At 52.3% G+C, this 26128-nt stretch carries 18 protein-coding genes; 11 read left to right on the forward strand and 7 right to left on the reverse strand.

The window, feature by feature from the left end:
- Positions 1-96: 96 nt before the first annotated feature.
- From cydC to trxB, 3 genes are all read right to left on the reverse strand, one after another.
- Positions 97-1818 carry a heme ABC transporter ATP-binding protein/permease CydC gene (gene cydC / locus KXR87_RS05630; RefSeq protein WP_437431283.1) on the reverse strand — a complete coding sequence of 574 codons (1722 nt, stop codon included), beginning with the start codon at positions 1816-1818 and terminating at the stop codon, positions 97-99.
- Entirely contained in the window at positions 1819-3585 is a 1767-nt protein-coding gene (gene cydD / locus KXR87_RS05635) for a heme ABC transporter permease/ATP-binding protein CydD (protein ID WP_437431284.1), read from the reverse strand. It lies immediately after the preceding gene.
- A 114-nt stretch (positions 3586-3699) separates the two neighbouring features.
- Entirely contained in the window at positions 3700-4668 is a 969-nt protein-coding gene (trxB, locus tag KXR87_RS05640; RefSeq protein ID WP_437431285.1) for a thioredoxin-disulfide reductase, read from the reverse strand.
- Positions 4669-5221: 553 nt separating this feature from the next.
- Here trxB and lrp point away from each other — a divergent pair.
- From lrp to KXR87_RS05670, 6 genes are all read left to right on the forward strand, one after another.
- On the forward strand, positions 5222-5716 hold the full coding sequence (lrp, locus tag KXR87_RS05645; protein WP_002439523.1) for a leucine-responsive transcriptional regulator Lrp: 495 nt from the start codon (positions 5222-5224) through the stop codon (positions 5714-5716).
- A 110-nt stretch (positions 5717-5826) separates the two neighbouring features.
- Positions 5827-9456, forward strand: a complete 3630-nt coding sequence (locus KXR87_RS05650; RefSeq protein WP_437431286.1) for a DNA translocase FtsK 4TM domain-containing protein — start codon at positions 5827-5829, stop codon at positions 9454-9456.
- A gap of 119 nt (positions 9457-9575) precedes the next feature.
- The gene (lolA, locus tag KXR87_RS05655) at positions 9576-10187 is read left to right on the forward strand and encodes an outer membrane lipoprotein chaperone LolA (RefSeq protein ID WP_437431287.1); all 612 of its coding nucleotides are present in this window, start codon (positions 9576-9578) and stop codon (positions 10185-10187) included.
- Positions 10188-10196: 9 nt separating this feature from the next.
- Positions 10197-11540: a replication-associated recombination protein RarA gene (gene rarA / locus KXR87_RS05660; protein WP_437431288.1), complete on the forward strand. Its 1344-nt coding sequence runs from the start codon at positions 10197-10199 to the stop codon at positions 11538-11540.
- A 93-nt stretch (positions 11541-11633) separates the two neighbouring features.
- Positions 11634-12926, forward strand: coding sequence for a serine--tRNA ligase (gene serS, locus KXR87_RS05665; protein WP_437431289.1), 1293 nt, complete (start codon positions 11634-11636; stop codon positions 12924-12926).
- A 349-nt stretch (positions 12927-13275) separates the two neighbouring features.
- Positions 13276-14424 carry an MFS transporter gene (locus KXR87_RS05670; RefSeq protein ID WP_437431290.1) on the forward strand — a complete coding sequence of 383 codons (1149 nt, stop codon included), beginning with the start codon at positions 13276-13278 and terminating at the stop codon, positions 14422-14424.
- 55 nt (positions 14425-14479) lie between these two features.
- On the opposite strand, the gene pflA is transcribed toward KXR87_RS05670, so the two are convergent.
- From pflA to ycaO, 4 genes are all read right to left on the reverse strand, one after another.
- On the reverse strand, positions 14480-15220 hold the full coding sequence (gene pflA, locus KXR87_RS05675) for a pyruvate formate lyase 1-activating protein (protein ID WP_437431291.1): 741 nt from the start codon (positions 15218-15220) through the stop codon (positions 14480-14482).
- 322 nt (positions 15221-15542) lie between these two features.
- Positions 15543-17825, reverse strand: coding sequence for a formate C-acetyltransferase (gene pflB, locus KXR87_RS05680; RefSeq protein WP_437431292.1), 2283 nt, complete (start codon positions 17823-17825; stop codon positions 15543-15545).
- Positions 17826-17876: 51 nt separating this feature from the next.
- Positions 17877-18734, reverse strand: a complete 858-nt coding sequence (focA, locus tag KXR87_RS05685) for a formate transporter FocA (RefSeq protein WP_437431293.1) — start codon at positions 18732-18734, stop codon at positions 17877-17879.
- 407 nt (positions 18735-19141) lie between these two features.
- On the reverse strand, positions 19142-20902 hold the full coding sequence (ycaO, locus tag KXR87_RS05690; RefSeq protein ID WP_437431294.1) for a 30S ribosomal protein S12 methylthiotransferase accessory factor YcaO: 1761 nt from the start codon (positions 20900-20902) through the stop codon (positions 19142-19144).
- 139 nt (positions 20903-21041) lie between these two features.
- Between ycaO and KXR87_RS05695 the strand changes: the two genes are divergently transcribed.
- The 5 genes from KXR87_RS05695 (at position 21042) to cmk (ending at position 26097) form a co-directional block, all read left to right on the forward strand.
- Positions 21042-21734 (forward strand): DUF421 domain-containing protein, encoded by a 693-nt coding sequence (locus tag KXR87_RS05695; RefSeq protein WP_437431295.1) that lies wholly within the window; start codon positions 21042-21044, stop codon positions 21732-21734.
- A gap of 162 nt (positions 21735-21896) precedes the next feature.
- Positions 21897-22985: a 3-phosphoserine/phosphohydroxythreonine transaminase gene (serC, locus tag KXR87_RS05700; RefSeq protein ID WP_437431296.1), complete on the forward strand. Its 1089-nt coding sequence runs from the start codon at positions 21897-21899 to the stop codon at positions 22983-22985.
- A 72-nt stretch (positions 22986-23057) separates the two neighbouring features.
- Entirely contained in the window at positions 23058-24341 is a 1284-nt protein-coding gene (gene aroA / locus KXR87_RS05705) for a 3-phosphoshikimate 1-carboxyvinyltransferase (protein WP_437431297.1), read from the forward strand.
- A gap of 136 nt (positions 24342-24477) precedes the next feature.
- Positions 24478-25242: a M48 family metallopeptidase gene (locus KXR87_RS05710; RefSeq protein ID WP_437431298.1), complete on the forward strand. Its 765-nt coding sequence runs from the start codon at positions 24478-24480 to the stop codon at positions 25240-25242.
- 171 nt (positions 25243-25413) lie between these two features.
- Positions 25414-26097, forward strand: a complete 684-nt coding sequence (cmk, locus tag KXR87_RS05715; protein WP_437431299.1) for a (d)CMP kinase — start codon at positions 25414-25416, stop codon at positions 26095-26097.
- Positions 26098-26128: the final 31 nt, after the last annotated feature.

Here is a 26128-nt window from a genome sequence, read left to right on the forward strand (position 1 = left end):
AACGCAACAAAGAGTAATTCCTTATGTATATCGTCAACTTTACTCCGCACTTTAACGTTAGCGCAAAATCCGAAGGAAGATGTCGATACCCATCGATTACAGACGCTGCTTAAACTGGTAGTAACGACCCTGTTTCGCCATTAACGCTGCGTGATTACCTTGCTCAATTATTTCACCGTTGTCCATCACAATTATCTGATCAAACCGCGACAGCCCGCGAAGGCGATGTGTCACCATTAATAAGGTCTTATCCTTCATAACCTCATCAAGTAAATCAAGTATTTGCGTTTCGGTCGCGGCGTCAAGACCCTCGGTGGGTTCGTCAAGCAGGACCAGTGGCGCATCGTGCAATAAAGCGCGCGCTATAGCCAGCCTGCGGAGCTCACCGCCGGAGAGCTGGCGGCCCCCTTCACCCAGCCAGGCGTTCAACCCGCTGTCATCCAGCAACTTTTCCAGGCCAACCCGACAGAGTACGGTTGCCAGGGTCTCATCACTGGCCTGCGGAGCGGCCAGAAGTAAATTGTCACGTAAGGTGGCGCTAAACAAATGGACGCGCTGCGGAACCATACTGATGCTTTCGCGTAAGGTGGCTTCGCTAAGTGCTGTAACCGGCAGATCATTAAAGAGAATACGGCCATGCTGCGGATCCCATGCGCGGGTCAGCAGTTGCAGCAGCGTTGATTTTCCGCAGCCGGTACGGCCCAGTACCGCGACGTGCTCCCCACTGGCAATGGATAATGACAGGGCATTCAGCGCATTAAGCGGTTGACCCGGGTAGGCAAAACTTACGTTTTCCAGACGCAGGTTAACCTGCGAGGGGGCCGCATCGCTATTTTCAGCAAACTGCACGTCCACCGGCGAGTCGGTAATTTCCGTAATGCGCACCGCGGAGGCGATCACCTGGCCCAGATGCTGGAAAGCTCCCGTTACCGGGGCCAGTGCCTCAAAAGCGGCCAGCGCACAAAAGACAAAGAGGGCAATAAGCGCGCCGGGCTGCGTATTACCGCCGACCCCACCAGCAGCCAGCCACAGCATGGCAATCACTGCAAAGGCGCTGATAATCAGCATGAGCGCCTGTGAGGCTGCCGTAAGATCGGACTGGCGTCGCTGGGCATCGTGCCAGCTCAGTTCTGTATTCTCCATCTGCTCACGGTAACGTTGGCTGGCGCCAAAAATTGTCAGCTCCGCCTGACCCTGCAGCCAGCTCGTTAACTGCTGGCGATATTGTCCGCGTAAATGTGTCAGGCTCTCTCCGGTGGGCTTTCCGGCGCGATAAAAGAGCGGCGGAAGAATAAACAGTGTGGCAAGCATGATCCCGCCAAGCGTCAGGGCGAGGGGCATATCCAGAAGACTTAGCCCCAGCGTCACGACAAAGATAACGACCAGTGCTCCCACCAGCGGGGAGATAACGCGCAGATAGAGGTGATCAAGCGTATCAACATCTGCCACCACCCGGTTGAGCAACTCCCCCTGACGGAAGCGGGCCAGTCCAGCCGGTGAAAGGGGAAGCAGTTTACTGAACGTGCTGACCCGTAAATGCTGCAATACTCTGAAGGTCGCATCATGGCTGACCAGCCTTTCAAAATAGCGCCCGGCAGTACGTATAATTGCTGCGGCACGCACGCCAGCAGCGGGAAGCATGTAGTTAAAGCTGTAAATTCCGGCGACCCCTACCAGCGCTGAGGCGGATAAGAACCAGCCGGAAAGGGTCAGCAGGCCTATACTGGCCAGCAAGGTCACAATCGCGAGAATCACCCCGAGACTGAGTAACCCGATATGGCGTTTATAAAGGGCGAGATAAGGGAGAAGGGCGCGCATTTAAATCTCCTCCTGACGGTGAGCGAGCAGGGCGGCAAAGGCTCCCCCGGCTTGTGAGAGTTCGGCGAAGGTGCCTTGTTCGATTATCTGTCCATTTTCCATCACCCAAATGGCGTCCCAGTCAGTGAGCCCTTCGAGCTGATGCGTTACCATTATTGTCGTCTGGAGCAAAGAGGCATCGTTCAGCGCCTGCATAACACGCCGCTCACTATGGCTGTCCAGACTGGCGGCGGGCTCATCAAGCAGTAGTAGCTTGCTGGCATCCAGCAGGGCGCGTGCTACCGCAACGCGCTGGGCTTGTCCGACGGAAAGGCGTGCGCCCTGATCGCCGGTTGGCGTATCAAGACCTTGCGGCAACAGCGGCAGGAACTCGCTCACCCAGGCTTTATCGATAACAGCCTGCAGTTCGGTCGCGCTGGCATCCGGCCTGCCCAGCAGAATATTCTGTCGCAAGGTAGAGGCCGGGAGTTGAGGGTTCTGTCCCACCCAGCTAATCATGCGCCGCCAGGCATCAGGGTCGAGACTGCCGGATTCCACGCCATTAATGCGTAAAGATCCTTCATAGGGAAGAAACCCGGAAAGCGCATTAATCAGAGAGCTTTTTCCTGAGCCACTTCGCCCTACCAGCACAACGCGTTGGCCCGCAGGCAAAGTGAAATTAAGCGGCCCGGCAAGCACGGCACCCTCTGGCGATTTGAGAATCAGATCCTGTGCGGTGATGGTCAGGGCTTCATCCGTTTTCAGGGTGAGGTCTCCCCGCTGAGGGTGAGCGAGCGGTGCTTCCATAAAGGTTTTCAGGCTGTCGGCGGCACCAATGGCCTGCGCCTTTGCATGGTAAAAGGTGCCTAAATCACGCAGCGGCTGGAAAAACTCCGGTGCCAGCACCAGTGCCAGGAAGCCAGCGAACAGGGTAACGCCAGCGGCATAGTGGCCAAAATTAAGTTCGCCAAGATAAGAGAAGCCGAAATAGACCGCCACCAGCGCAATCGACAATGAGGTGAAGAACTCAAGCACACCGGAAGACAAAAAGGCCAGCCGCAGTACTTCCATTGTACGACTGCGAAAATCCTGCGACGCCAGGCGGATATTTTCTGTCTCGGCCTCGCCCCGGTGGAAAATGCGCAGGGTTTCCATGCCACGCAGACGGTCGAGGAAGTGGCCGCTCAGGCGCGCCAGGGCTTTAAAGTTACGGCGGTTAGCATCGGCTGCCCCCATGCCCACCATCGCCATAAACAAAGGAATAAGCGGCGCGGTGCATAACAGAATTAATGCTGCAGCCCAGTTAATCGGCAACAGCGTTACCACGATCAACAAAGGCACCGTTGCCGCCAGCGTCATCTGCGGCAGATAACGAGCGTAAAAATCATGCATATCGTCGATTTGTTCAAGAATAAGGGTGGCCCAGCTACCGGCAGGTTTACCCTGTATCCAGGCAGGCCCGGCCTGCTGAAGCCTGTCCAGAACCCGACGGCGAATTTCAAAACGGATATGTGCGCCAGCATGAAAACCCACGCGCTCGCGAAGCCACGTCACCCAGCTACGCAGAATAAACACCAGCACCAGCAATGCAAAGGGGAGGAGCAAAGCCTCGCGTGGAATATTCTCCATAATCAGATGATTAAGGATTTTCGCCAGCATCCAGGCCTGTGCGACGATGAGTACGCCGCTCAACACACCCAAAAGTCGGGACATCATGAGCCAGCGACGTGAGATGACACTTTGCTGTTTTAGCCAGCGGGTTAATTCTTGTTGACGGGTTTTATTCATTGCGCGCTTTGCAGGTAAAGTTATCGGATTTTTTAGCTTCGCAATGTTACATCGGCACAAAAATAAAGGCGACTTATAGTCGCCTTTTTTACCTTTATTACTGACTTGTAAAGATTATTTACTTTCCTGAGCCAGCCCGTCCAGATAGCGCTCTGCGTCGAGAGCCGCCATGCAGCCAGTCCCAGCGGAGGTGATCGCCTGGCGATAGATGTGATCCATTACATCGCCTGCAGCAAAGACGCCCGGGATGCTGGTTTGTGTAGCATTGCCATGAATACCGGATTGTACTTTGATATAGCCATTTTCCAGCGCAAGCTGGCCGGCAAAAATCGCCGTGTTTGGGCTATGACCGATGGCGACAAACAGACCTGCCACGTCGAGAGATTCAACAGTATCGGTATTCTGCGTATCACGCAGACGCAGCCCGCTGACCCCCATCTGATCGCCAGTGACCTCTTCCAGCGTCCGGTTGGTATGCAGAACGATATTTCCGCTTGCTACCTTTTCCATTAAACGCTTGATAAGGATTTTCTCCGCGCGGAACGTGTCGCGGCGATGAATCAGATGCACTTCAGAGGCGATATTCGCCAGATAAAGAGCTTCTTCAACGGCTGTGTTACCACCACCAATGACGGCAACTTTCTGGTTACGGTAGAAGAAACCATCGCAGGTTGCGCAGGCGGAGACGCCACGGCCTTTATAGGCTTCTTCAGAAGGCAGGCCCAGATAGCGTGCAGAGGCGCCCGTAGCGATGATTAATGCATCACAGGTGTACTCGCCACTGTCGCCGGTCAGACGGAAGGGGCGGTTCTGAAGATCAACGCTATTGATGTGGTCGAACAGAATCTGAGTATCGAATTTTTCGGCATGCTCGTGCATGCGCTCCATCAGCAACGGCCCGGTCAGATGATTGGGATCGCCAGGCCAGTTTTCCACTTCGGTCGTGGTGGTGAGCTGACCGCCTTTCTCCATACCTGTAATTAATACCGGCTCCAGGTTTGCGCGTGCAGCATAGACCGCAGCGGTATAACCCGCGGGGCCTGAACCCAGGATAAGCAGCTTGCTGTGTTTGGCCGTACCCATGAAATCCTCATTTTTATTTGCATACATTGAGTCGGATTGTAGGGAATTTGTAAGCGTAAAAAAAGAGTGCAGCGGTTTTGTTAACGATATGTGTAATAGACAAAGCCGATGGCAAAGTTCAAGGGAAGATTTCAAATATAATAATTTCTACTGAAAATCGGTCGCTTATAAGGGGATAAAATGAGTATTACGGGACCCCGATGATGAATATCTGGCATGTTGTACTAAAAAAAGATGTTTTGCTTTGACAATCCCCTGCGCATTTGCGAAAACATCAAAGGAAGAAAAAAAGCAGTGTTTCGCGCGTGATGCAAAATCATGCATGTAAATGCCATTTTTACCGGGCTAGCGAAATCTACGCATGGTGTGGACAGATGCCATCCGTGATGTCGATAGTGGCCTTCAGGCACCGGCTTCTTAATACAGACCCTGGGATTATGTGGTGTTGGCGTTACACAACACGTTACACATAAAGCGACGGGCAAAGACTCTGAACAGTGAAGTGCACAGGGTCAAGACAGGAGTAGGGAAGGAATACAGAGAGACAATAATAATGGTAGATAGCAAGAAGCGCCCTGGCAAAGATCTCGACCGCATCGATCGTAATATCCTGAACGAATTGCAAAAAGATGGGCGTATTTCCAACGTCGAGCTTTCTAAACGAGTGGGACTTTCTCCCACGCCGTGCCTTGAGCGCGTGCGCAGGCTGGAAAGACAGGGATTCATTCAGGGCTATACAGCACTGCTGAACCCACATTATCTGGATGCATCACTTCTGGTTTTTGTTGAGATTACTCTGAATCGTGGCGCGCCGGATGTGTTTGAGCAATTTAACTCCGCTGTACAAAAACTTGAAGAAATTCAAGAGTGTCATCTTGTTTCTGGCGATTTCGACTACTTGTTGAAAACACGTGTGCCAGATATGTCGGCCTATCGTAAGCTTTTAGGGGAAACCCTGTTGCGACTGCCAGGCGTCAATGACACCCGTACCTATGTGGTGATGGAAGAAGTCAAACAAAGCAATCGTCTGGTTATCAAGACGCGCTAATACGGAACAGGTGCAAAATCAGCTTTTTTTGATTACACTCCTGTTAATCCATACAGCAACAGTGCCGGGGCTTCCCGGCGCTGTTGTCCGTTTTAGCTGGAGAGCCTTACTTGAGCCAGGAATACACAGAAGACAAAGAAGTCACACTTACCAAGCTAAGCAGCGGGCGTCGACTCCTTGAGGCGTTGCTGATCCTCGTTTCTCTGTTTGCCATCTGGCTGATGGCGGCACTTATAAGTTTTAACCCGTCCGATCCCAGTTGGTCTCAGACTGCATGGCATGAACCCATCCATAACTTAGGTGGGCAACCCGGTGCGTGGCTTGCAGACACCCTGTTCTTCATTTTCGGCATTATGGCTTACACCATCCCGGTCATTATTATCGGTGGATGTTGGTTCGCTTACCGCCACCGTGCTAATGAAGATTACATCGATTATTTCGCGGTTTCGCTGCGGTTAATTGGCGCGCTGGCGCTGATCCTTACCTCATGCGGCCTTGCAGCAATAAATGCCGATGATATCTGGTACTTTGCCTCTGGCGGCGTGATTGGCAGTCTGCTCAGCACCACACTGCAGCCACTGTTACGTAGCAGCGGCGGAACCATTGCGTTGCTGTGCGTTTGGGCCGCAGGCCTTACGCTCTTTACGGGCTGGTCTTGGGTGACTATCGCAGAAAAAATCGGCAGCGTGATCCTCAGCATCCTGACCTTCGCCAGCAATCGTACGCGACGTGACGACACCTGGGTTGATGAAGATGAGTATGAAGAGGATGAAGACGATGACGTCCCATCCCGTGCGCCCCGAGAGTCGCGTCGTGCTCGCATCATGCGAGGGGCACTGGCTCGTCGCAAGAGCGTGGCGGAAAAATTCAGTAATCCGATGGGACGTAAAACCGATGAAGCGCTCTTCTCCGGTAAACGCATGGATGACGATGGCGCTGAAGAGATTGAATACTCCGCACGCGGTGTTCCGGCGGATGCTGACGATGTACTGTTCTCGGGTAATCGGGCGACGCACGCAGAAGAGGCCTACGACCCGCTGTTGAGTGGATATCGGGCGACCGAACCCCTTAACGCGGCAGCTACGGAAATGACCGCTGCTCAGGCTTATGCGGCTCCAGCAGCCCCGGCAGATTATGCTCCGGAGCAGCCCCCCGCGTGGCAGCAGTCGATCCCTGAGCCTTATGCTTCTCAGGCGTCAGCCGAGCCTGGTCCGGTGTCCGCGCAAGTGGTGCCAGCGCAGGAGAGCGACTGGCAGCCTACGGCCCCGGTTGTCACCGAGCCTATGGAGTATCAGACCTCTCTGCCTGAGCCAGCCTACGCTGCCCCTGAACCTACTCGTGAGCCGGAACCAGAGCCTGAACCTGAAGAGGTTAAGCATTCCCGTCCACCGCTTTATTATTTTGAAGAAGTTGAAGAGAAGCGGGCCCGTGAGCGCGAGCAGCTTGCGGCCTGGTATCAACCGGTTCCCGAAACCGTTCAGGAGCCACCGCGTCCTGTCACTCCCGCTCCGACAGTTGCACCTGCGGCTGCGCCCGTGACCGCAGCGGCCGTCTCCGCCGTCTCGGGCGTATCACATGCCTCTGCTCCGGAGGCGGTTAACCCGCTCTTCAGTCTTGCTGAAGGCGGGGCGCCGCGACAGCAGGTGAAGGAAGGAATTGGTCCACAGCTGCCCCGTCCGAACCGCGTACGTGTACCGACCCGCCGTGAACTGGCGTCCTACGGTATTAAGCTACCTTCGCAGCGTATGGCTGAAGAGCGCGCGCGTGCAGAACAACATCCTCAGCATGATGCGGTAAGTGATGATGAAGCCGATATCCTGCAACAGCAGGAGCTGGCTCAGCAGTTTGCTGCCAGCCAGCACAGCCGATATGGCGATGAGTATATCGATGACTCGCCATCACTGCCTGCGGCGGCTGAACGTAATGAGGATGAAGAGGCGGAAGCGGAGCTGGCACGGCAGTTTGCCAGCAGCCAACAGCAGCGCTATTCCGGCGATCGCGCTGTCAAGCCTGGCATGTTTTCACTGGATGATTTCGAATTTTCACCGACGAAAACGCTGGTGGATGACGGCCCGAGTGAGCCACTGTTCACGCCAGGCGTTATGCCCGAAGCAGAAACGGCCCGTCCGCAGGTTGTGCCAACCCCTGCCGCAGTGCCTCAGCAGCCTGTTGCCCGGCCAGTGGCTCCCGCACCACAGGAAAGCCTTATCCATCCGCTGCTGATGCGAAATGGTGACAGCCGGCCATTGCAGAAACCTACTACACCGCTGCCGTCTCTGGATCTGCTGACACCACCACCGTCAGAAGTCGAACCGGTGGACACTTTTGCCTTGCAGCAGATGGCACGCCTGGTAGAAGCACGTCTGGCGGATTTCCGCATCAAAGCGGATGTAGTCAATTATTCTCCGGGGCCGGTCATTACTCGGTTTGAATTAAATCTCGCGCCTGGCGTGAAAGCGGCACGTATTTCCAATTTGTCTCGCGATTTAGCCCGCTCGCTCTCTACCGCTGCGGTGCGTGTCGTAGAGGTTATCCCTGGTAAGCCATATGTTGGACTTGAGCTGCCCAATAAAAAGCGTCAGACGGTTTACCTGCGCGAAGTTCTGGATTGCGCCAGTTTCCGCGATAACCCTTCGCCCTTGACCGTTGTCCTGGGTAAAGATATCGCAGGGGAGCCGGTGACGGCCGATCTTGCGAGGATGCCGCATTTACTGGTTGCGGGTACCACGGGTTCAGGTAAATCCGTTGGCGTAAACGCGATGATCCTCAGCATGCTCTATAAAGCGCGTCCTGAAGACGTCAAGTTCATCATGATTGACCCTAAAATGCTTGAACTGTCGGTGTACGAAGGTATCCCGCATCTGCTAACTGAAGTAGTCACCGACATGAAGGATGCCGCGAATGCGCTACGCTGGAGCGTCAACGAGATGGAGCGTCGCTATAAGCTGATGTCGGCGTTGGGTGTGCGTAATCTGGCGGGGTACAACGATAAAATTGCCGAGGCGGCGAAGATGGGCCGTCCGATCCCCGATCCTTACTGGAAACCGGGAGACAGCATGGCCGTTGAGCATCCCGTACTGGAAAAATTGCCTTATATCGTGGTTCTGGTCGATGAATTTGCTGACCTGATGATGACGGTGGGTAAGAAGGTCGAAGAGCTCATCGCACGCCTGGCACAGAAGGCCCGTGCAGCGGGGATTCACCTTGTGCTCGCCACTCAGCGACCGTCAGTCGATGTCATTACCGGGCTTATTAAGGCGAATATTCCCACCCGTATCGCCTTTACGGTATCCAGTAAAATTGACTCCCGTACCATCCTGGACCAGGGCGGCGCGGAATCGCTGCTGGGGATGGGTGATATGCTCTATTCCGGGCCGAACTCGACCATTCCGGTTCGCGTTCATGGCGCCTTCGTACGCGATGAAGAAGTCCATGCCGTTGTTCAGGACTGGAAAGCCCGTGGCCGACCACAGTATATCGATGGCATTACCTCTGACAGCGAAAGCGACAGCGGCGGCGGTGGTTTCGACAGCGGCGAAGAGCTGGATCCATTATTCGATCAGGCCGTCAATTTTGTTACCGAGAAGCGTAAAGCCTCCATTTCTGGCGTACAGCGTCAATTCCGTATCGGCTACAACCGTGCTGCTCGTATTATTGAGCAAATGGAAGCGCAGGGCATCGTGAGCGAGCAGGGGCACAATGGCAACCGTGAAGTGTTAGCCCCTCCACCGTTTGAATAAATGCTAAAATAGGTAAATCAGTAAAATTTAAGTCTTTTCTCCTGTCGCTCACTGCAATCTGCTTTTAGAGTGACAGGAGTGTTCCCCAGACCGGGGGCGATGAATTTTAAGGAACCACAATGAAAAAAATCGCGATGGCATGTGTGTTAATGGGTAGCTTTATGGCCAGCAACGTATGGGCTGATGCCTCCAGCGATCTGAAAAGTCGCCTTGATAAGGTGAACAGTTTCCATGCCAGCTTTACGCAGAAGGTCACGGATGGCAGCGGTGCTGCTGTTCAGGAAGGACAGGGAGATTTGTGGGTTAAACGCCCCAGCCTTTTTAACTGGCATATGACCCAGCCCGATGAAAGCGTTCTGGTCTCTGACGGGAAAACGCTCTGGTTCTATAACCCGTTCGTTGAACAAGCTACCGCCACATCCCTGACCGATGCCACCAGCAATACGCCCTTCATGCTTATTGCCCGCAATCAGAGCAGTGACTGGCAGAAATATAATATTGTCCAGAACGGAGATGATTTTGTTCTGACGCCAAAAACAGCCAGCGGTAACCTGAAGCAATTCACCATTAACGTGGGTCGTGACGGTACTATTCATCAGTTCAGCGCTATTGAGCAGGACGATCAGAAGAGCAGCTATCAGCTCAAATCTCAGCAAAACGGCAGCATCGATCCCTCTAAATTCACCTTTACCCCGCCAAAGGGCGTAACGGTCGACGATCAGCGTAAGTAAGAGGCATGTGTGGGCAACCTGTCGCTCGATTTTTCCGATAATGCATTCCAGCCTCTGGCCGCCCGTATGCGGCCAGAAAATCTAGCGCAATATATTGGTCAGCAACATTTGCTGGCTGCGGGAAACCCGTTGCCCCGTGCGATAGAGGCCGGACATCTGCACTCTATGATCCTGTGGGGACCGCCGGGAACAGGCAAAACTACCCTGGCGGAAGTGATCGCTCGCTACGCCAGCGCAGATGTTGAGCGGATCTCCGCGGTGACATCAGGCGTAAAAGAGATTCGCGAAGCCATTGAGCGTGCGCGGCAGAACCGCAATGCGGGCCGACGAACCATCCTCTTTGTGGATGAAGTCCATCGTTTCAATAAAAGCCAGCAAGACGCCTTCTTGCCGCATATTGAGGACGGCACCATTACCTTTATTGGTGCGACCACCGAAAACCCGTCGTTTGAACTCAACTCTGCTTTACTTTCGCGCGCTCGTGTTTATCTGCTGAAATCACTCACCACCGAAGATATTGAACTTGTCCTGACCCAGGCGATGGAAGACAAAACGCGTGGCTATGGTGGTCAGGATATCGTGTTGCCTGCCGAAACGCGCAAAGCCATTGCGGAGCTGGTCAACGGGGATGCCCGCAGGGCGCTTAATACGCTTGAAATGATGGCGGACATGGCCGAGCTGGATGATGCTGGCAAGCGTGTACTGCAACCCGCATTGTTGACGGAAATTGCCGGTGAGCGCAGCGCGCGTTTCGACAACAAAGGTGACCGGTTTTACGATTTGATTTCCGCCCTGCACAAATCCGTACGCGGTAGTGCTCCCGATGCGGCACTCTACTGGTATGCGAGAATTATCACCGCGGGCGGCGATCCGCTCTATGTGGCTCGACGTTGTCTGGCAATTGCCTCTGAGGATGTTGGCAACGCCGATCCTCGTGCTATGCAGGTGGCAATTTCAGCATGGGATTGCTTTACCCGTGTCGGGCCGGCAGAAGGGGAGCGCGCTATCGCGCAGGCTATTGTTTACCTTGCATGTGCACCAAAAAGTAACGCCGTTTATACCGCATTTAAAGCGGCAATGGCGGATGCCCGTGAACGTCCGGATTATGACGTGCCAGTCCATTTGCGTAATGCGCCGACAAAGCTGATGAAAGAGATGGGCTATGGGCAGGAGTATCGCTATGCGCACAATGAACCTAATGCCTACGCGGCTGGCGAAGTTTTCTTCCCTGAAGAGCTAGCACAAACACGCTATTACTTTCCTACAAATCGGGGTCTTGAGGGTAAGATTGGCGAAAAGCTCGCCTGGCTTGCTGAACAGGATCATAAAAGCCCCATAAAACGCTACCGTTGAGAGTGACCTTGCGGTAATGTTGTCGCTGTATCTCTGTGGCCGCAGGCTGCGGTCACTTTCCCATTATTTCAATTCGATAAGCACAGGATAAGCATGCTCGATCCCAATCTGCTGCGTACCGAGCCAGACGCAGTCGCAGAAAAACTGGCACGCCGGGGCTTTAAGCTGGATGTAGATAAATTACGCGCTCTTGAAGAGCGTCGTAAGGTTTTGCAGGTCAATACTGAAAATCTGCAGGCAGAGCGTAACGCGCGATCGAAATCCATCGGCCAGGCGAAAGCACGCGGGGAAGACATCGAGCCTTTACGCCTGGAAGTGAACAAACTGGGTGAAGAACTGGATGCCGCGAAGGCAGAGCTGGACACCCTGCTGGCGGAAATCCGCGAAATCGCGCTGGCCATTCCGAATACCCCGGACGATAGCGTTCCGGTTGGCAAAGACGAAAACGACAACGTTGAAGTCAAACGCTGGGGCACGCCTCGTCAGTTCGACTTTGAGGTTCGCGACCATGTGACCCTGGGTGAAATGCATGGCGGATTAGACTTTGCCGCTGCGGTTAAACTTACCGGCTCTCGCTTTGTGGTGATGAAAGGTCAGATTGCGCATCTGCACCGTGCGCTGGCGCAGTTCATGATTGATCTGCACACCGAGCAGCATGGCTACAGCGAAACCTACGTTCCTTATCTGGTGAACCATGACACGCTCTACGGAACCGGTCAGTTACCAAAATTTGCGGGTGATCTGTTCCATACGCGTCCACTGGATGAAGAGGCCGACAGCAGCAACTATGCGTTGATTCCGACTGCGGAAGTGCCGCTGACTAACCTGGTGCGCGATGAGATCATCGACGAAGACGATCTGCCAATTAAACTGACGGCGCACTCCCCGTGCTTCCGTTCAGAGGCGGGCTCTTACGGTCGTGATACCCGTGGCCTGATCCGTATGCACCAGTTCGATAAAGTTGAAATGGTGCAGATTGTTCGCCCTGAAGAGTCGATGGCGGCGCTTGAGGAGATGACCGGTCACGCTGAAAAAGTGCTTGAGCTGCTGGGTCTGCCGTATCGTCGTGTTGCGCTTTGCACCGGAGATATGGGCTTTGGCGCATGCAAAACCTACGATCTTGAAGTATGGGTGCCGGCGCAAAATACCTATCGTGAAATTTCCTCCTGCTCCAACGTCTGGGACTTCCAGGCACGCCGTATGCAGGCGCGTTGTCGCAGCAAATCCGATAAGAAAACCCGTTTGGTCCATACCCTGAACGGCTCAGGCCTGGCGGTTGGTCGCACTCTGGTGGCGGTGCTGGAAAACTATCAGCAAGCTGATGGTCGTATCGAGATCCCGGCGGTGTTGCGCCCCTATATGCGTGGCGTCGAGTTTATCGGCTAACGTTAATAATATTAAAAGCGCCTGCGGGCGCTTTTTTTTTCACTTCTCCCGCCCCATTACTGTCTGCTTCCGAACCCATGACCTCTGATTAGCGTAAGGGGGCTCAGGTGAATCTTTGGGTGCTAAATTCTCCATGAATTATTTCAACTGAATTTAAAGCACCAGAATGAAAAATTAATATTTAAATTCAATAAATTAAATTAAATTCAGGTGCAGATTTATCCTCTAAGGATTAGTTTTATATATCGTCCTTCAACAAAATGTGTCGGTGCCTGAATCCGTGGATTGACAATGTTTTTGCCAGTGGCATGATGCGCACGAATCCTGAACTTCCTCACGGTTTTAATCCATGACCACCTATACCCGGCCAGTGCTTTTATTGCTCTGTGGCCTGCTTCTGTTGACCCTGGCAATCGCGGTGCTTAATACGCTTGTCCCGCTTTGGCTCGCCCACGAAAACATGCCGACCTGGCAGGTTGGAATGGTCGGTTCATCCTATTTTACCGGTAATTTGCTCGGCACCATGATGACCGGCTGGCTCATCCGGCGTTACGGGTTTAACCGCAGTTATTACATTGCCTCGCTGATTTTTGCCGTAGGCTGCGCGGGACTGGGCTTTAATATCGGTTTCTGGAGCTGGCTTATCTGGCGCTTTGTCGCAGGTATTGGCTGCGCCATGATCTGGGTGGTCGTAGAGAGCGCCTTGATGCAGAGCGGCACCTCTCATAATCGGGGGCGTTTGCTGGCTGCCTATATGATGATTTATTACGTCGGTACGGTGCTGGGTCAGCTTATGGTCAGTAAAATGCCAACAGCGTTGATGAGCGTTTTACCCTGGGCCGTTGGCCTCGTACTGGCCGCTATTCTGCCGTTACTCTTTGCCCGGATTACCCGTGAGGGTGACGAGGCGCAGACCTCCACCTCGGTCTGGCCGATGTTTCGTTTGCGTCAGGCCCGTCTTGGGGTGAACGGCTGCATTATTTCAGGCATCATCCTTGGTTCGCTGTATGGTTTAATGCCGCTGTATCTCAACCACAAAGGCGTGAACGATTCAGGGATTGGGTTCTGGATGGCGTTGATGGTCAGTGCAGGTATCGTAGGGCAGTGGCCGATAGGGCGTCTTGCTGACCGCTTTGGCCGTTTGCTGGTACTGCGTGTGCAGGTTTTCGTTGTGATTCTGGGATGTGTGGCAATGCTTAGCAATGCTGCGATGGCTCCGGCACTGTTTGTACTGGGCACCGCCGGGTTTACGCTTTATCCGGTTGCGATGGCATGGGCCTGCGAGAAAGTGGAGCACCATCAACTGGTGTCGATGAACCAGGCGCTGTTACTGAGTTACACAATTGGTAGTCTGTTAGGTCCTACGCTAACGGCGATGCTGATGCAAAGCTATTCTGACAGCTTGTTGTTTATCATGATTGCCAGCGTGTCGCTCATTTACCTGATGATGCTGATGCGCAAAGCCGGTCATCATCCGACACCTGTCGCCCATGCCTGAAAAAAAGCCCGCTGGATAATTCCGCGGGCTTTTTACTCCGTGTCTGGTTGGAAACTTAGTACATCACCTTATGACCGTACTGCTCCAGAATACCCTTCACGCGGTCCATGGTCTCTTTTTTCGGCGGGTGAATACCATCGAGTTTGTACTCTTCACCCATCGCCACCCATTTATGCTTACCCAGCTCATGGTAAGGCAGAAGTTCTATCTTTTCGACGTTCCCCATATCACGGGTAAACTCGCCCAAACGGTGCGCGGAGTCATCGTCGTCTGACCAGCCTGGAACCACCACATAGCGGATCCAGACGGTAATATTTTTATTGGAAAGATACTGCGCGAACTCCAGTGTACGGTGGTTGGAGACGCCAACCAGATTCTGGTGGATCTCATCGTTCATCTGTTTGAGATCAAGCATCACCAGATCGGTCACTTCTAGTAACTCATCGACAACCGGATCGTAGCGGCGCACAAAGCCGTTAGTATCTAGGCAGGTATGAATGCCCTCTTTTTTGCAGGCACGAAACCAGTCACGAACGAATTCAGCCTGCAGCATGGCTTCACCGCCTGACGCCGTGACGCCGCCGCCGGAGGCATTCATAAAGTGGCGGTAGGTGACGACATCTTTCATTAACTCGTCAACGGTTATCTCTTTGCCGCTATGGGTGTCCCAGGTGTCACGGTTGTGACAATAGAGGCAGCGCATCAGGCAGCCCTGGAAGAAGGTGATAAAGCGGATACCCGGGCCATCAACGGTGCCACAGGATTCAAAGGAGTGGATGCGACCTATCACTGACATTGCGGTGTTTTCTCCAGATATGGCCCATCCGGGGCCTGTATTGATGCACAGCTCAATCCGGCTGTGTTAATACCCTTCACTCTTCGTCCTGCACATACGTTAGCTTCCTCGCTCACCTCAGTCATTTACTTGCGTAAACGCCTGAGGATTTTCTGCGCGGCTCCCTTCTCGCAGCACGAATTATTTTGGGTAACAATCTGTTTTGGCAGATATCCATAGTATAGATAACCGACGAAGCAGACTGGAGAGGGGTGTTAAAAAGGCCCCACTGATGTGGAGCCTTTATTGTACGCGTTTTACTTCACCATTTCAGTAAGAGGACTTACATGGTCTGAGTGAAAGTACGGGTAATAACGTCCTGCTGCTGTTCTTTAGTCAGGGAGTTAAAACGCACTGCATAACCAGATACACGGATGGTCAACTGCGGATATTTTTCCGGGTTTTCCATCGCATCCAGCAGCATTTCGCGGTTCATGACGTTCACGTTGAGGTGCTGACCACCTTCAATGGAAGACTCATGATGGAAGTAACCATCCATGAGGCCTGCCAGGTTAGTTTTACGCACTTCATCGTCTTTACCGAGTGCATTCGGAACGATAGAGAAGGTGTAAGAGATACCATCTTTCGCGTAGGCAAACGGCAGTTTAGCAACGGAAGTCAGAGAGGCAACCGCACCTTTCTGATCGCGACCGTGCATTGGGTTAGCACCTGGTCCGAACGGCGCGCCAGCACGACGACCATCCGGGGTGTTACCAGTTTTCTTACCATACACAACGTTAGAGGTGATGGTCAGAACGGACTGCGTCGGGATAGCGTTACGGTAGGTAGTCAGTTTCTGAATTTTCTTCATGAAACGTTCAACCAGATCGACCGCCATGTCATCAACGCGAGAGTCGTTGTTACCAAACTGCGGGTATTCACCTTCGATTTCGAAGTCGATAGCCAGGCCATCTTCGTCACGAATAGGTTTCACTTTTGCATGTTTAATTGCAGACAGGGAGTCAGCAGCAACAGACAGGCCAGCGATACCACATGCCATGGTGCGGATAACATCACGATCGTGCAGCGCCATCAGTGAAGCTTCGTAGCTGTACTTGTCGTGCATGTAGTGGATGACGTTCAGCGCAGTGACATACTGTTTAGCCAGCCAGTCCATGAAGTGGTCCATACGATCCATGACTTCGTCATAGTTCAGTACGTCGCCTTTAATCGGTTCAGATTTCGGGCCAACCTGAATTTTCAGTTTTTCATCGACGCCGCCGTTGATTGCGTACAGCATGGTTTTCGCAAGGTTAGCGCGAGCACCAAAGAACTGCATTTGTTTACCAACGATCATCGGGCTTACGCAGCAGGCGATAGCGTAATCATCGTTGTTAAAGTCAGGACGCATCAGATCGTCGTTCTCATACTGCAGAGAAGAGGTATCGATGGAGACTTTAGCCGCGTATTTTTTGAAGTTCAGTGGCAGTTTTTCTGACCACAGAATGGTGATGTTCGGCTCCGGAGACGGCCCCATGGTGTACAGGGTGTTCAGGAAGCGGAAGCTGTTTTTGGTAACCAGCGTACGACCATCCACGCCCATACCTGCGATGGATTCTGTTGCCCAAATCGGGTCGCCAGAGAACAGTTCATCATACTCAGGGGTACGCAGGAAGCGAACCATACGCAGTTTCATGACCAGGTGGTCAACCATTTCCTGCGCTTCTTGTTCGGTGATTTTGCCGGCTTTCAGGTCGCGCTCAATGAACACGTCAAGGAAGGTAGCGGTACGACCGAAGGACATTGCTGCGCCGTTCTGGGATTTAACAGCGGCCAGGTAGCCAAAGTAAGTCCACTGAATTGCTTCCTGTGCAGTCGTTGCCGGACCAGAAATGTCGTAACCGTATTTAGCGGCCATTTCTTTGATCTGACCCAGAGCACGGTGCTGTTCAGAGATTTCTTCACGCAGACGGATAGTGGCTTCCAGATTAACGCCATTTTCCATGTCAGATTGCAGGGACAGGAACTGGGCATATTTGTCTTTCATCAGGAAGTCGATGCCGTACAGGGCAACACGACGGTAGTCACCGATGATACGGCCACGACCATACGCATCCGGCAGACCGGTCAATACGCCAGATTTACGGCAGTTCAGGATGTCTTTGGTGTAAACGTCAAACACGCCCTGGTTATGCGTTTTACGGTATTCGGTAAAGATTTTTTTCAGTGCCGGGTCCAGCTCGCGGTTGTACGCTTTGCAGGAACCTTCGACCATTTTAATGCCACCGAACGGAATAATTGCACGTTTCAGCGGTGCTTCAGTCTGCAGACCAACGATTTTCTCAAGGCTTTTGTTGATGTAACCAGCATCGTGAGAAGTAATAGTAGAGGCAACAGAGGTGTCAAAATCTACAGGCGCGTGAGTGCGGTTTTCCTGTTTAACACCTTCCATAACTTTATCCCACAGCGCGGTGGTAGCTTCGGTAGCGCCGGCCAGGAAGGATTCGTCACCCTCGTAAGGGGTATAGTTTTTCTGGATGAAGTCACGTACGTTTACTTCGTTCTGCCAGTCACCTTTCGTAAAACCTTCCCAGGCTGTGGCTAATTTTTCATTAAGCTCGGACATGTAACACCTACCTTCTTAAGTGGATTTTTTATTTACTGCCTGAGACAACCGTTAGTGATGATCGTCGCCACGCAGGTAAATGACCCAGTATGTCAACCCGACTAATAATCCTCCACCAATGATATTCCCAATTGTTACAGGAATCAGATTATCGGTGATGAAATTTGCAATTGTCAGGTGAGAAAAGTTATCCGGGTTAGAACCGATAGCAGTCCAGAACTCCGGGGCCGCAAAGTGACGAATTAAGATACCCATAGGGATCATAAACATATTTGCGATGCTGTGCTCAAAGCCGCTGGCAACAAACATGCCTACCGGCAGCACCATAATCAGTGCTTTATCTGTCAGGCTACGGCCGGAATAACTCATCCACACCGCCAGACAGACCATCAGGTTCGCCAGAATGCCCAAGGCAACGGCTTCAATAAAAGTATGGTGCAATTTATGGTCAGCGGTTTGCAGGACGTTGAGACCCCATCCGCCGTTCGCCACCATATATTCACCTGAAAGCCATATCAGTAAGACAAAGAGCAGTGCGCCAATCAGGTTACCGATATAGACGTTTGCCCAGTTGCGAGCCAACTGACCCCAGGTGATACGTCCGCTGGCTTTAGCCACGACGATCAGTACTGTTGATGTAAAGAGGTCAGCGCCGCAGATGACGCAAAGGATTAGCCCTAATGAGAAGCAGATGCCACCAATCAGTTTAGCAATGCCATAGGGCATCGAGGCAGTACCTGTCGTGGCTGTAATATAGAAAACAAAAGCGATGGAGATAAAGACACCGGCAGTAATCGCCAAAAAGAATGTGGTCAGCGGTTTCTTCGTTGCTTTATAGACGCCTGCTTCTTCGGCAACTTTTGCCATCGCAGCGGGAAGTATTAGATCAAAAGGGTTGTCAGCTTTCACACTAACTCTCTCTTTGTTTAAGTCGGCGAGAAGATACTAACAAAGCATTATAGAAGAGAATTTGATATGGATCATATCTCGCCTGGCTAATAGGACCGCAAAGCGCAGGGTTATACTGCGAATGCGAACTAAAGTGTTGATTATCAAAGTAAAAATAAAGTTTAAAATTTACAAGAAGTGTTGAATTTTTTTATGCTCGCTCCCAATTAACAGTTAATTAAAATGGAGTAATTGCCATAAAAAGTAACAATAAGCCCTGAGTATCTATATATATATTTACCCATAATTAACTTTATTATTACAATTGGCTTTCATTGCCGAAATATAAATAAAAAGGGGCAATGAAATTGCCCCGTAATATAGCCTGAACTTGCGATTAAGCCTACAGAATGTCGTACTACTTGTTGCTATTTCGCCCAGAAAGCACGTTTAGCACGTTGTAATTTTTCGTAAGCGGCTAACAACGCCTGATGGGCCGGGAAAGCTTCAAGCGTCCCATCCGCAGGCTGTAAGCCGTAGAAAGGTTCTTCACCGCTCAAGGCTGCGCTTGCGGCTTCAACCGCTTCTGCGCCATACATCCGCACAAAAGCATTCAGATACTGCAAAGGTTGACGCTCTTCTTCCTGAGCCAGCAACAACAGGGTCTGGAGGCAGCGGTAGAAATTGGCGCGTTCAGCACTGAAAACAGAACCATTGAACTCTATCGTCCATTCAACCCATGACAGTGCCTGCTCAGTGTCGCCACCGGCGAGGGCGAGCATAGCTTTCAGCTCACCAATGCGCAGGGTAAACCAGCCGTTATCTTTGCCGGTTGCGATACCGAGCAGTTCGCGAACGCGGGTGAAGTCATCATGGCCTTCTTCATCAAGCTGCTCAATCAGATTCAGATAATCCTCTTTTTCCCACTCGCTACCTGGCAATGAGAGGATCGTTTCGCGCAGATGACTGCCCATCGCATTGTTTGCAAGCCACAGATCTTCAGCAGGATAAATATCGGACATACCCGGCACCAGAATGCGGCAAGCGTAAACCCCCAGATGCTCGTAGTCAGCGATGTACACTTCTTTATCTTCCGCGCGGAAGATAGCCATCAGCGTAGCGAACTCTTCTTCCGTGGTGCCCGCAAAGCTCCAGTCTGCAAAGGGATAATCCGCGTCCTGTTTAAACAGATCCCAGGAGATCGAACCGCTGGAATCGATAAAGTGTGTTTCGAGATTGGTATGTTCCGCCACTTCTTCATCATCAAAGGTGGGTGGGGTAAAGACGTCCAGATCCTTCAGGCCCCGGCCCTGCAACAGTTCGGTCACGGTGCGCTCCAGCGCCACGCCGAAGTCCGGATGGGCACCAAAGGACGCAAAGCAGGTGCCATTTGCCGGGTTAAACAGCACCACACAAATGACCGGATACTGGCCACCAAGGGAACCGTCATAGGCGAAGATAGGGAAACCTTCTGCTTCCAGCTTCTCAATGGAGGCCACCACACCCGGATAACGTGCCAGTACCTCGGCCGGGATTTCCGGCAGGCTGATGCGTTCACTGATGATGCGATTTTTAATATGGCGTTCGAACACTTCGGACAGACCCTGAACACGCGCTTCGTTAGCCGTGTTACCGGCAGACATGCCGTTAGAGACGTAGAGGTTGCCAACAATGTTCATAGGGATGTAGACGGTTTGCGCGTCAGACTGACGAGTAAACGGCAGAGCACAGATGCCGCGAGCTTCGTTGCCGGATTGCAAATCCACCAGCATACCGGCGGTCAGTTCGTTTTCCGGATCGTAAAAGGCGCGCAGACGGGCATCAAGTATTCCGTCCGGCAGTTGGTCATTTTCCGGCAGCGGGAACCATTTTTCGTTCGGGTAGTGAACGAAAGGGCCATTAGCGACGGTATCACCCAGCCAGAAATCGGCAAAGAAGTAGTTAGTGGAAAGACGCTCAAAATATTCACCCAGCGCGGAAGCCAGAGCGGCCTTTTTGGTGGCGCCTTTACCATTGGTGAAGCACAGCGCGCTGTCTTTATCACGAATATGCACGGACCAGACGTTGGGTACCGGGTTCAGCCAGGAGGCCTCTTCAATATTAAAGCCAAGATCGAGGAGTTTTTGCTGGAAGCGAGTGATGGAATCTTCCAGAGCGGCGTCTTTGCCGGGGATATAGGTTTGCGTCATAGCAGCAGTCACTTTTTTGTACGTAAAGCGGGCGATCATACGGGTTTTATGTGACTGACGCTATCTTCACCGGACGGTCGGCGAAAATAAAACTTTTGGCTATGCTTACTAAACATAACTCGCTGATAAGGCGTTAAAAATGAAAGCGTTTGATTTGCACCGAATGGCACTTGATAAGGTTCCGCTGGAGTTTCTGGGAGAAGTCGCGCTACGCAGTCTTTATACCTTCATTCTGGTTTTCTTGTTTCTCAAAATTACCGGTCGCCGCGGTGTCCGGCAGATGTCGTTATTTGAAGTGTTGATCATTCTGACCTTAGGGTCGGCGGCAGGCGATGTCGCCTTCTATGATGATGTCCCCATGCTACCGGTGCTGGTGGTGTTTATTACCCTTGCCGGGTTATATCGACTCGTCATGTGGCTGATGTCTCATAGTGAAAAGCTTGAGGATCTGCTGGAAGGCAAGCCCGCCATCATTATTGAAGAAGGGGAGTTCGCCTGGGAGAAACTGAGCAAGGAGAATATGACCGAATTCGAATTTTTTATGGAGCTTCGCATTAGCGGTGTCGATCACCTTGGTCAGGTTCGCCTCGCTATTCTGGAAACGAACGGCCAGCTCAGTGTCTTTTATTATGCAGATGAGGACATTAAACCTGGACTGTGTATTTTACCCGCCGAGTACTCTCCACGTTATACAACGGTACCGGAACAGGGAGATTATGCCTGTGTGCAATGTAGCCGGGTAATAACCATGCGGGCAGGGGAGCATCAATTATGTCCGCGCTGCGCAAATCCAGAATGGTCGAAGGCGAGCCGGGGAATTAGGATAACCTGACAGCGATTATGTCGGTTTTATGATGGTTACCCGGAAGAATGTTTTGTGTGAAGCACAGCACGTTTACCGGGTCATAAGTTTTAGACATTGCGGCGCGTGTCACTGAATGATAAAACCGATATCCACTGTTATAACTTATTGCTTTTAGCGTGGTGAGGGGAAATGGCTCAGGTCTTTAATTTCAGTTCAGGTCCGGCAATGTTACCGGCGGATGTGCTTAAACAAGCTCAACAAGAGTTGTGTGACTGGCAGGGTCTTGGTACATCGGTGATGGAGATCAGCCACCGTGGTAAAGAATTTATTCAGGTGGCGGAAGAAGCAGAAAAGGATTTTCGTGATTTACTGAATATCCCCTCGAACTACAAAGTATTGTTCTGTCACGGCGGCGGTCGCGGTCAGTTTGCAGGTATCCCGCTGAACATTCTCGGTGATAAAACCACGGCAGACTACGTTGATGCGGGCTATTGGGCAGCAAGCGCTGTCAAAGAAGCCAAAAAATACTGCACGCCAAACGTGATTGACGCCAAAATCACTGTGGATGGTCTGCGTGGCGTGAAGCCGATGCGCGAATGGCAGCTCAGCGACAATAGCGCTTACCTGCACTACTGCCCGAACGAAACCATTGATGGCATCGCCATCGATGAAACGCCTGACTTTGGCAGCGATGTTATCGTCACCGCTGACTACTCCTCCACAATCCTTTCTCGTCCGCTGGACGTCAGCCGTTATGGCGTGATTTATGCCGGAGCGCAGAAAAACATCGGTCCTGCGGGTTTGACGCTGGTGATTGTGCGTGACGATCTGCTGGGCAAAGCGCATCAGAGCTGCCCGTCCATTCTGGACTACAGCATTCTGGCTGAACACGACTCCATGTTTAACACGCCGCCGACGTTTGCCTGGTATCTGGCCGGCCTGGTCTTCAAATGGCTGAAGAACAACGGTGGCGTAGCGGCGATGGATAAAGTTAACCAGCAAAAAGCAGACCTGCTTTATGGCGTCATTGATAACAGTGATTTCTATCGTAACGATGTCGCGAAAGCGAACCGTTCTCGTATGAACATCCCTTTCCAGCTGGCGGATAGCTCGCTTGATAAACGCTTCCTTGAAGAGTCGCTGGCGGCGGGACTGCATGCCCTCAAAGGCCACCGTGTGGTGGGTGGTATGCGTGCCTCAATTTATAACGCCATGCCGCTCGAAGGTGTGAAAGCCCTGACCGAATTTATGACTGACTTCGAACGTCGTCGCGGTTAACCCTGCCTGTCATCTTACCCCCGTCATCTGCTGCGGGGGTTTTTATTGTGTATTTGTTGAGAGTTAAGTTTCATGGAATCCCTGACGTTACAACCCATCGCGCGGGTGGATGGCACCATCAATCTGCCTGGTTCTAAAAGTGTTTCTAACCGTGCCTTGTTGCTGGCGGCATTCGCTGAGGGTACCACCGTACTGACCAATCTGCTGGACAGTGACGATGTGCGCCATATGCTCAATGCACTGCGTGCGTTGGGTGTCTCGTTTACGCTTTCAGACGATCGTACACGCTGCGAGGTCACGGGTGTCGGCGGTCCACTGATTTGTGATAAACCGCTGGAGTTATTCCTGGGAAATGCCGGTACGGCGATGCGGCCTCTGGCTGCTGCGCTTTGTCTGGGCGTTAACGATCTGGTGCTGACCGGTGAACCGCGAATGAAAGAACGCCCGATTGGTCACCTGGTCGATGCGCTACGTCAGGGTGGCGCGCAAATTGATTATCTTGAGCAGGAAAATTACCCTCCGCTGCGTTTACGCGGTGGGTTTGTAGGAGGGCGGGTTGAGGTTGATGGCAGCGTTTCCAGCCAGTTCCTCACCGCATTGTTGATGATGGCGCCGGTTGCGCCGCAGGATACGACCATCACTATTAAAGGCGACCTGGTCTCCAAACCCTATATCGACATTACTCTTCATCTGATGAAAACCTTCGGGATAGAAGTAGATAACCAGGATTATCAACAGTTTGTTGTGCGTGGAAACCAGCGTTACCACTCACCGGGGCACTATCTGGTGGAAGGGGATGCCTCCTCCGCCTCCTATTTCCTTGCTGCAGGTGCCATCAAAGGCGGCACGGTAAAAGTGACCGGTATCGGGCGTAACAGCGTGCAGGGCGATATCCGCTTTGCGGATGTGCTGGAGAAAATGGGCGCGACAGTGGTCTGGGGGGATGATTTTATCTCCTGTACCCACGGTGAGCTGAAGGCAATCGATATGGACATGAACCATATCCCGGATGCGGCGATGACCATCGCCACGGCAGCACTCTTCGCGCGTGGTACTACTACCATGCGTAATATTTATAACTGGCGGGTGAAAGAGACCGATCGTCTCTTTGCAATGGCAACCGAGCTGCGCAAAGTTGGTGCTGAGGTGGAAGAGCGCGAAGATTTTATTCGTATCACGCCGCCTGCTCACATACAGTACGCGGAAATCGGTACCTATAACGATCATCGTATGGCGATGTGTTTCTCACTGGTAGCATTGTCAGACACGCCGGTTACGATCCTTGATCCGAAATGTACGGCGAAAACCTTCCCGGACTATTTTGAGCAATTAGCACGTATCAGTACCCTCGCTTGATATGCCGGGCTACCCTTAACATATTGCAGGGTAGCCCGCACCTGTCATTTTTTGGTTGTAACATCATAACCTTATAGTGTTAATCTTTTTGCGGATTTATCCCAATGGTGTTAATGATTAATACAAGGATGATGTAATGAAAAATAAAAAAGTACTCTTAAGCTGCCTGGTAGCGGCAACACTGATCTCAGGCTGTAAAACAATGAGTCTCGATCCTGATTCGCTGGCGAAATCAGGCATGTCTGCATATAAAGCCGCGACATTAAGCGACGCAGACGTTAAAACGCTGTCAAATGAAGCGTGTGCGGAGATGGATAAACAGAACACCGTTGCTCCGGCCTCGAGTTCTTATACCAAACGACTGGCAAAAATCTCCAAAGCACTGGGCAGTTCCATCGACGGTACCCCGGTTAATTACAAAGTCTATGCCACTAAAGATGTGAACGCGTGGGCAATGGCCAACGGCTGTATTCGCGTTTATAGCGGCCTGATGGACATGATGACCGATAATGAAGTTGAAGCGGTTCTCGGCCATGAACTGGGTCACGTAGCGCTGGGACATTCGCGTAAAGCGATGCAAACCGCCTATGCGACGCTGGCAGCGCGCGATGCCATTTCTGCGAGCAGCGCCGTCGGTGCCCAGCTGTCAAATTCTCAGCTCGGCGAACTGGGGGAGAAAATGATTAACTCCGCCTTCTCCCGTAGCCAGGAATCGGATGCTGATGACTTCTCCTACGATCTGCTTAAAAAGCGTAAGATCAGCACTCAGGGCTTAGTCACCAGCTTCGAGAAACTGGCTAAGCTGGATGCCGGCTCAGAAAAATCGATGTTCGACTCCCATCCGCCTTCAGCTGAGCGAGCGCAGCATATTCGCGATCGCATCGCGGCTGACAAAAAGTAAATCATTGTCACTTCCGGGCTGGCGTTCTGCCAGCCCACTATAATTGCGCAAACCTTCTTCACTCAATCCGATTCAACAGGTTATTTGCACGCAGGAGTAACGGTCATTCACGTTGCAGCGTATAATGCGCGGCGTTCACGTAAACGGTATGCCTTAATGAAGGAGAAAAAGATGACAGCGATTGCCCCGGTAATCACCATTGATGGGCCAAGCGGTGCGGGGAAAGGCACCCTGTGCAAAGCAATGGCGGAAGCGTTGCAATGGCATCTTCTGGACTCAGGCGCAATCTATCGTGTGCTGGCGCTGGCTGCATTGCACCATCACGTCGATGTCACCTCTGAAGAGGTTCTGGTTCCGCTGGCAGCGCATCTGGATGTGCGTTTTATTTCGACTAACGGCAACCTCGAAGTGATTCTGGAAGGGGAGGATGTCAGTGGTGAGATCCGCACACAGGACGTGGCCAATGCCGCTTCCCAGGTTGCCGCCTTCCCCCGTGTCCGAGAAGCGCTGTTGCGCCGTCAACGCGCCTTCCGTGAAGCACCTGGTCTGATTGCCGATGGTCGTGATATGGGAACCGTGGTGTTTCCTGATGCGCCAGTAAAAATTTTCCTTGACGCCTCATCAGAGGAGCGTGCGCACCGGCGTATGCTTCAGTTGCAGGAAAAGGGCTTTAGTGTTAACTTTGATCGCCTTTTGGCCGAGATCAAAGAACGTGACGACCGCGATCGTAATCGTCCCGTTGCGCCGCTTATCCCCGCTGCTGATGCTTTAGTTCTGGATTCTACCAGTTTAAGTATTGAGCAAGTGATTGAAAAAGCGTTACAATATGCGCGCCAAAAATTGGCTCTCGCGTAAAGCGACCGAATTTGCAGTACCCCCGCAGCAA

The organism is Yokenella regensburgei, assembly GCF_051486985.1.
GTDB lineage: Bacteria > Pseudomonadota > Gammaproteobacteria > Enterobacterales > Enterobacteriaceae > CBFFRJ01.

Excerpts from the sequence above, each read along its gene's own strand:
- cydC (WP_437431283.1), bottom strand. The coding sequence starts at position 1,818 with ATGCGCGCCCTTCTCCCTTATCTCGCCCTTTATAAACGCCATATCGGG.
- cydD (WP_437431284.1), bottom strand. The coding sequence starts at position 3,585 with ATGAATAAAACCCGTCAACAAGAATTAACCCGCTGGCTAAAACAGCAA.
- trxB (WP_437431285.1), bottom strand. The coding sequence starts at position 4,668 with ATGGGTACGGCCAAACACAGCAAGCTGCTTATCCTGGGTTCAGGCCCC.
- lrp (WP_002439523.1), top strand. The coding sequence starts at position 5,222 with ATGGTAGATAGCAAGAAGCGCCCTGGCAAAGATCTCGACCGCATCGAT.
- lolA (WP_437431287.1), top strand. The coding sequence starts at position 9,576 with ATGAAAAAAATCGCGATGGCATGTGTGTTAATGGGTAGCTTTATGGCC.
- serS (WP_437431289.1), top strand. The coding sequence starts at position 11,634 with ATGCTCGATCCCAATCTGCTGCGTACCGAGCCAGACGCAGTCGCAGAA.
- KXR87_RS05670 (WP_437431290.1), top strand. The coding sequence starts at position 13,276 with ATGACCACCTATACCCGGCCAGTGCTTTTATTGCTCTGTGGCCTGCTT.
- pflA (WP_437431291.1), bottom strand. The coding sequence starts at position 15,220 with ATGTCAGTGATAGGTCGCATCCACTCCTTTGAATCCTGTGGCACCGTT.
- pflB (WP_437431292.1), bottom strand. The coding sequence starts at position 17,825 with ATGTCCGAGCTTAATGAAAAATTAGCCACAGCCTGGGAAGGTTTTACG.
- ycaO (WP_437431294.1), bottom strand. The coding sequence starts at position 20,902 with ATGACGCAAACCTATATCCCCGGCAAAGACGCCGCTCTGGAAGATTCC.
- KXR87_RS05695 (WP_437431295.1), top strand. The coding sequence starts at position 21,042 with ATGAAAGCGTTTGATTTGCACCGAATGGCACTTGATAAGGTTCCGCTG.
- serC (WP_437431296.1), top strand. The coding sequence starts at position 21,897 with ATGGCTCAGGTCTTTAATTTCAGTTCAGGTCCGGCAATGTTACCGGCG.
- aroA (WP_437431297.1), top strand. The coding sequence starts at position 23,058 with ATGGAATCCCTGACGTTACAACCCATCGCGCGGGTGGATGGCACCATC.
- KXR87_RS05710 (WP_437431298.1), top strand. The coding sequence starts at position 24,478 with ATGAAAAATAAAAAAGTACTCTTAAGCTGCCTGGTAGCGGCAACACTG.
- cmk (WP_437431299.1), top strand. The coding sequence starts at position 25,414 with ATGACAGCGATTGCCCCGGTAATCACCATTGATGGGCCAAGCGGTGCG.